The sequence below is a fragment of the Nocardia asiatica NBRC 100129 genome (assembly GCF_000308415.1).
Taxonomy (GTDB): Bacteria; Actinomycetota; Actinomycetes; order Mycobacteriales; family Mycobacteriaceae; genus Nocardia; species Nocardia asiatica.
Window position 1 is genome coordinate 1 of sequence record NZ_BAFS01000029.1, and the last position, 5,679, is coordinate 5,679.

At 66.5% G+C, this 5,679-nt stretch carries 5 protein-coding genes and 1 pseudogene; 2 read left to right on the top strand and 4 right to left on the bottom strand.

Annotation, left to right across the window (positions count from 1 at the left end):
* Nucleotides 1–122: pseudogene (locus ON27_RS45570) on the top strand (phosphate ABC transporter permease PstA); the annotation flags it as partial.
* Between the two features lie 21 nt (nt 123–143).
* Nucleotides 144–920: a phosphate ABC transporter ATP-binding protein PstB gene (gene pstB / locus ON27_RS03395; RefSeq protein ID WP_039795034.1), complete on the top strand. Its 777-nt coding sequence runs from the start codon at nt 144–146 to the stop codon at nt 918–920.
* A 106-nt stretch (nt 921–1,026) separates the two neighbouring features.
* Here the strand turns inward: pstB and ON27_RS03400 are convergent, their stop codons facing one another.
* The 4 genes from ON27_RS03400 to ON27_RS03415 form a co-directional block, all read right to left on the bottom strand.
* Complete coding sequence (locus ON27_RS03400; protein WP_043719136.1) at nt 1,027–2,493, bottom strand: hypothetical protein; 1,467 nt, start codon at nt 2,491–2,493, stop codon at nt 1,027–1,029.
* On the bottom strand, nt 2,490–2,783 hold the full coding sequence (locus ON27_RS03405) for a type VII secretion target (RefSeq protein WP_043719138.1): 294 nt from the start codon (nt 2,781–2,783) through the stop codon (nt 2,490–2,492). Before ON27_RS03405 ends, ON27_RS03400 begins: the two co-directional genes overlap by 4 nt.
* 121 nt (nt 2,784–2,904) lie before the next feature.
* A complete protein-coding gene (gene phoU, locus ON27_RS03410; protein ID WP_043719140.1) occupies nt 2,905–3,567 on the bottom strand; it encodes a phosphate signaling complex protein PhoU in 663 nt (220 codons plus the stop codon).
* A gap of 236 nt (nt 3,568–3,803) precedes the next feature.
* The coding region (locus tag ON27_RS03415; protein ID WP_051046177.1) for an LCP family protein at nt 3,804–5,679 on the bottom strand (1,876 nt) is incomplete at its 5' end.

Genomic DNA, 5,679 nt, shown 5'->3' on the forward strand with positions numbered 1-5,679 from the left:
CCAACCCCGAAGCTGCCGGACGCGAGCGGGTCTGGGGCGCGGCTCTGACCCTCATTCTCATCATCGCCTTCCTGTACCTGGCGGCTGCGGTCCTCAACCGCCTGCTCACCCGGAACCGATAGAAGCGGAACGGATTACCCAAAATGGCCAAGCGGATCGACGTCAAAGATCTGAACATCTACTACGGCAAGTTCCATGCCGTGTCCGATGTCTCGCTGACCGTGCTGCCGCGCAGCGTGACCGCTTTCATCGGTCCCTCGGGCTGTGGCAAGTCCACCGTGCTGCGTTCGCTCAACCGAATGCACGAGGTAACCCCGAACGCCAGGGTCGAGGGCGCGGTGCTGCTGGACGGCGAGGACATCTACGGCACCCAGGTCGACCCGGTGGGCGTGCGCCGCACCATCGGCATGGTCTTCCAGCGGCCGAACCCGTTCCCCACCATGTCCATCAAGGACAATGTGGTCGCGGGCCTCAAGCTGCAGGGCGTGCGCAACAAGAAGGAACTGGACGAGGTGGCCGAGCGCTCGCTGCGCGGCGCCAACCTGTGGAACGAGGTGAAGGACCGCCTGGACAAGCCGGGCGGCGGCCTCTCCGGCGGTCAGCAGCAGCGTCTGTGCATCGCGCGCGCCATCGCCGTGTCGCCCGACGTGCTGCTCATGGACGAGCCGTGTTCGGCGCTGGACCCGATTTCCACCCTGGCGATCGAGGACCTGATCACCGAACTGAAGAAGGAATTCACCATCGTCATCGTCACGCACAATATGCAGCAGGCCGCGCGTGTGAGTGACCAGACCGGCTTCTTCAACCTGGAGGCCCAGGGCAAGCCGGGCAAGCTGATCGAGATCGACGACACCGAGAAGATCTTCTCCAACCCGTCGCAGAAGGCCACGGAGGATTACATCTCCGGCCGCTTCGGCTGATTCGGCGCCGATCGCGTCACCACGCGGGTTCAGCGAAACGAAGGCCCTGGTCGGCTACTAGCTGACCAGGGCCTTCGCCATGTCCGGGGCCGGGAAAGCGATGCCGCTACTCGTTGGCGTAGGGGGTCTCGAACAGTGGCGTCGGCTCTGCTTGCACTCGACGCGTGTGCTCGGTATCCGACTGTCTGCTCGCCGCCGGTGCACCGAGCAGACCGGTGCTCGCCGGAGCGGTCGACGGGGAACCTGGCGCGGGAGTACTGCCGGGGCTGGTGGAGTCGATGCCGGTGTAGCTCGCTGTCCGGACAGAGGCTGGTTGGCTCGCCGAATTGTCCGCCGCCGAGTTGTCCGTCTTCGGATCGGTGGCTTTCGCGTTCGGGTCTGTGGCGGGATCGGTGCCCGGCTGGGTAGGCGCCTGCGTTTCGGTCTTGGCCGGATCGCCGGTGGCCGGGGAAGCCGCTTGAGTGCCATCGGCCGCACGGTCGGCGCTGGTGCTCACCGTGTCGGTCGCGTTCGCGAACTTCTCCGCGGCTGTACCGGCGGAGTCGATCAGGTTCTTGCCCGCCTCGCCCCCCGCTTTGATGATGTCGGCGAGATTGTCGTCCAGCTTGCTGACGGACTCGATCAGCGTGGGAACGTTTCCGGTGATCTGGCCGATCGTGGAAATGAGAGTCGTAACGTCCGACGGCTTCCAAGAATTCGGGTCGCTGGCCGCGCCGGTGGAAGCGGCTTGATCGGATTTGGGCGCGTCCGTACCGTCGCCGCTCTTCTCGTTCTGCTTACCGGATTGATCGGTTTCATCCTTTTGCCCGGACGGATCGGCTCCTTCTTGTTTCCCGGATTGATCGGTTCCTTCCTGCTTTCCGGGTTGTTCAGCGGCGATGGGACTCGCCTGAGGCGTACCCGCCGGCGTGGTCGGCGCGGCCGCCTCGTCCTCCTGCTTCGACTGGTCCGACGGCTGTTCGTCGGTAGGCGTGCCGGATGGTTGGCTGTACACCGCGAGGATGGGGTCACCCTCCGGCGTCTGGCCGCTGTCGAGCGGGTCGCCGTCCCCGAGCTGCTCGCTGCGGGCACGGACGTCCCCGCTTGCCTGCTCGATCTTGGTGGCGAGATCCGACTGGGTGCCGAGCAATTCGTTCAGCGCGGTGGTGATGGCGGTCTGATGGGTGTACTGCGATTCGCCGTCCGCGTCCGAGCCGCCGGGCCCCGGAGTGACCTGCCAGTCCTCGGAGACGGTGAATCCGGCCGCTACGGCCTGGTCGACCTTGTCCAGCAACGCCTGGCGAAAACCTGCCAGACTGGTGCCGCTGTCGATCAATGTCTGCGCGAGTTCCTCGGTATCCAGCGCCACTTTGTTCGCGGCGTCGCGATCTCCGGCGATCCGGTCGTAGGCGGCGTAGTAGGCGTCGCCGCTCCAATGCGCGCCCGCTGCTCGGATCTGCGTTACCGTCTCATCGATCAGGGTGACGAATTCGCCGTTGCGAGTGCGTATTTCCGATCCGGCTTCGCTCAATTTCCATGGCTGCCATTCCGAACGCACCTGGCTCAGCGTGGGCGTCGCATTCGTGGTCCTCACAGGTGCGCACCCATCGCGTCGAGCCCGTCGCGAAACTCTTGGTCGGACACCTCGTAATTCGCGGCGCCGCCCTTCGCGATATTCGAGACTCGCTTGCATCGCATGGCCATTCGCTGCCACGCGTCTTCGAGATTCGTGCCGGCCGCCGAGCACACATCGCTCAGCGACGAACCCGGTAGAACGCCGCCGAGCGCGTCTGTGGTGGCGCGCACGGTCAAAGCGCCTATATCTCCGCCGATTTTGTCCATTGACGCAGCCAGCGCCCGCAGTTCTGCTGGATCGACGTTCATAACGCCCCCCTTCGTACCGGATCCCCGTCCGGTGTAACGCTATACCCGGGCAATCCCACCCCGGCGCGGCTCAATCTATCATTCGCCGCCTGCGAAACGTCAAGCCCGGCAAGCCCTTCGGCTACCCCTCGGCATCCGGGTCGGGCGGGAGGATGCCGGTGACCAGGAAGATGACCCGGCGGCCGATTTCGACCGCGTGATCGGCGAAGCGCTCGTAGTAGCGGCCGAGCAGCGTGACGTCCACGGCGGCGGCCACGCCGTACTTCCAGTCCCGGTCCATGAGCAGGGTGAAGAGGTGACGGTGCAGATCGTCCATCGCCTCGTCGTCCTCGTTCAACTGCGCGGCGCGCTCGGGGTCGCGGGTCTCGAGCACCTCGCGAGCGCCGGAGCCCATGTTCACCGCGATGCGCCCCATCTCGGCGAAGTAGCCGTTGACGGCTTCGGGTAGCGCGTGGTTCGGATGACGCCTGCGAGCGACCTTGGCCACGTGCAGTGCGAGCGCCCCCATCCGGTTCACGTCACCGACGATCTGGATGGTGCTCACCACTTGCCGCAAATCGCCGGCCACCGGCGCCTGCAGCGCGAGCAGAGCGAAGGCCTTCTCCTCGGCGTCCTGGATCAGCTCGGCGATCCGGTCGGATTCACCGATCACCTGCTCCGCCAGGGCGAGGTCCGCTTGGAGCAGCGACTGGGTAGCCCGCTCCATGGCCGAGCCGGCCAAGCCGGCCATCTCGCCCAGCAGGTGGGCGAGTTCGGCCATTTGCTCGTTGTAGATGACACGCATGGAACCTGACACTAGTTCGCCGCGCTGACCAAGTCACCAACACCGAGTGAATGGCCGGTGTGCATCATTAGCGTGGAGGTTGCCGCTGGCCGGGTCGACGGCCGGGGCCGACCGCTGGAGCCGCGTGCGCCGAGCGGCAATATGTGATCTGTATCGCACCATGTGTTGCGATACCTCAGGGTCGCGCCAGCTCGAGGCGGGCAGAGCCAGGGTGCTGGCCGGTGCACCCGGACCGCCTACTTGCAGATCTCCTCGGCCGCGTTGACGTGTTCCAGATCCGAAGGCAGCACGGCGGGCGTCGAATCCGTCGGGGTGCTCGTCACAACGTTGGTGATCTCGTCACCGACCGGCGTCGGGGCCTTCACGGTGACGCCGTTCGCCGAGTCGGCTCCGATGACGACCTCCACGATGCCGCCCAGATCGTCGGCCGGCTCGATCGTCGCGCCGGGGATCGCGGTGGCCACCGTGGCGGCCTCGGCTTCCAGGCCCGCCGCGTAGCGCACCTTGGTAGTCGCGGATTTGCCGTTGGCGTAATTGGTGGTGTTGTAGATCGTGAAGCCCTGGTTGTCGAGTTTCGTGGCGGCCGTGCGCGCGAGACCTTCGTAACCGGAGCCGTTGGATACCAGCAGTGAGACCGTGGAGGGATCTACCGCCCGGTACTTCGTCGGTGTCGGCGCGGCAGGAGCGGGGGCGGATGCGTCGTCCCGCACACTCGGCTTCTCTCCCGGCAGTGGCTGGTCGTCGCGGATCGCCTTGAAGATCGCTTTGATGTCGGATTCGCGGGGGATCTCGTTGCCGTAGGCATTGGTGCCCGCGGTCGGGACGGTGAGGAAGGTGACCGTGCCCGCGTCGAGATTCTGCAGCGAGCGGCCCAGCCTCAGCAGATCCTCGGGCCTGGTCTTCTCGTCGACCAAGGTGTGCTCGGTGAACTCTTTGATGAAACCGTTCAGTTTGCCCAGATCGAAGAGCACCTTGCTCGCCAGTGCTCCGCGCAGCAGCGAAGCGAGGAAGCGCTGCTGTCGGTTGATGCGGTCGTAGTCGCTGCGCTCCTCGCCGTAGACGTGCCTGGCACGCACGTAGTTCAGCGCGGTCTCGCCGTTGATGCGTTGTTTGCCCGGCTGCGCGAGGATGGTGCCGAGGACATCGTCGATGAGCGGTTTGGTCGCGCAGACCTCGACGCCATCGATCTTGTCGACCATCGTCTCGAAGCCGGCGAAGTCGATGGCGATGAAGTGATTGATCGAGGCGCCCGTGAGGCGCTGGATCGTGGAGACAAGGCACATCGGGCCGCCGAGGTTGTAGACGGCATTGAGCTTGTCGCCGATCGCGGAGGGGAACTTCTCCTTGGTGTAGGACCGTTCGCCGTCCCACCCGTTGCACTGCGGCCTGGTCACGTCCAAGTCGCGGGGGAAGGACATGATGACGACCCGACTCCGGTCCTTGGGGAGGTGCACCAGCATCGTGGTGTCGGCGCGGGACCCCTCGGCGTCGTCCAGCGTGCCCGCGCCGAGCTTGCCGTTGGCGCCTGCCCGGGTGTCGGTGCCGACGAGCAGATAGTTCTCGTCGCCGAGCTGGGCATTGGAATCGACGATGTCCTCCGAGTTCTCGTCGAGGGCGGAGACCTGGGTGAAACTGTCGCTGGTCGACCGCAGATAGCTCCAGCCGCCGCCGGTGGTCAACAGGACGAGTACGGCGCACACGGTCATCCCGGCGCGTCCCGCGGCGCGCAGCCGCTTGTTGCGGCGCTCCCGGGAAGCTTGCAGGCGGGTTTGCGCGGAGGTCCCGACCGCCTTCGGCTCGGCGCCCTTGCCGTCCTTGGTCGGCCAGCCCACGCCCTTGCGCTTGGCGCGCGTCTGCTCTTCGAGCGGTGGAAGGACGTCGGTGACCTCTTCGGCCTGTTCTGGCTCCGGTCGGGCGACGGGCGCGGCGGCGGCCGCGCGCTCGACGGTGCGGCGGCTCGCGGTGCGAGCGGCCGGTGCGGCGTGATCGCCCGCGATGTCCTGGACTACCGGCGAGCCGCCCGCTTGGCGCGGCGGCGGGGAATCGGGCGCGCGGCGTGGGCCTGCGGCGGCGCCGCGGCCGTTGGCGGCCTCCGGGGAACGCTGGGCGGCC

Excerpts from the sequence above, each read along its gene's own strand:
- pstB (WP_039795034.1), top strand. The coding sequence starts at position 144 with ATGGCCAAGCGGATCGACGTCAAAGATCTGAACATCTACTACGGCAAG.
- ON27_RS03405 (WP_043719138.1), bottom strand. The coding sequence starts at position 2,783 with ATGAACGTCGATCCAGCAGAACTGCGGGCGCTGGCTGCGTCAATGGAC.
- phoU (WP_043719140.1), bottom strand. The coding sequence starts at position 3,567 with ATGCGTGTCATCTACAACGAGCAAATGGCCGAACTCGCCCACCTGCTG.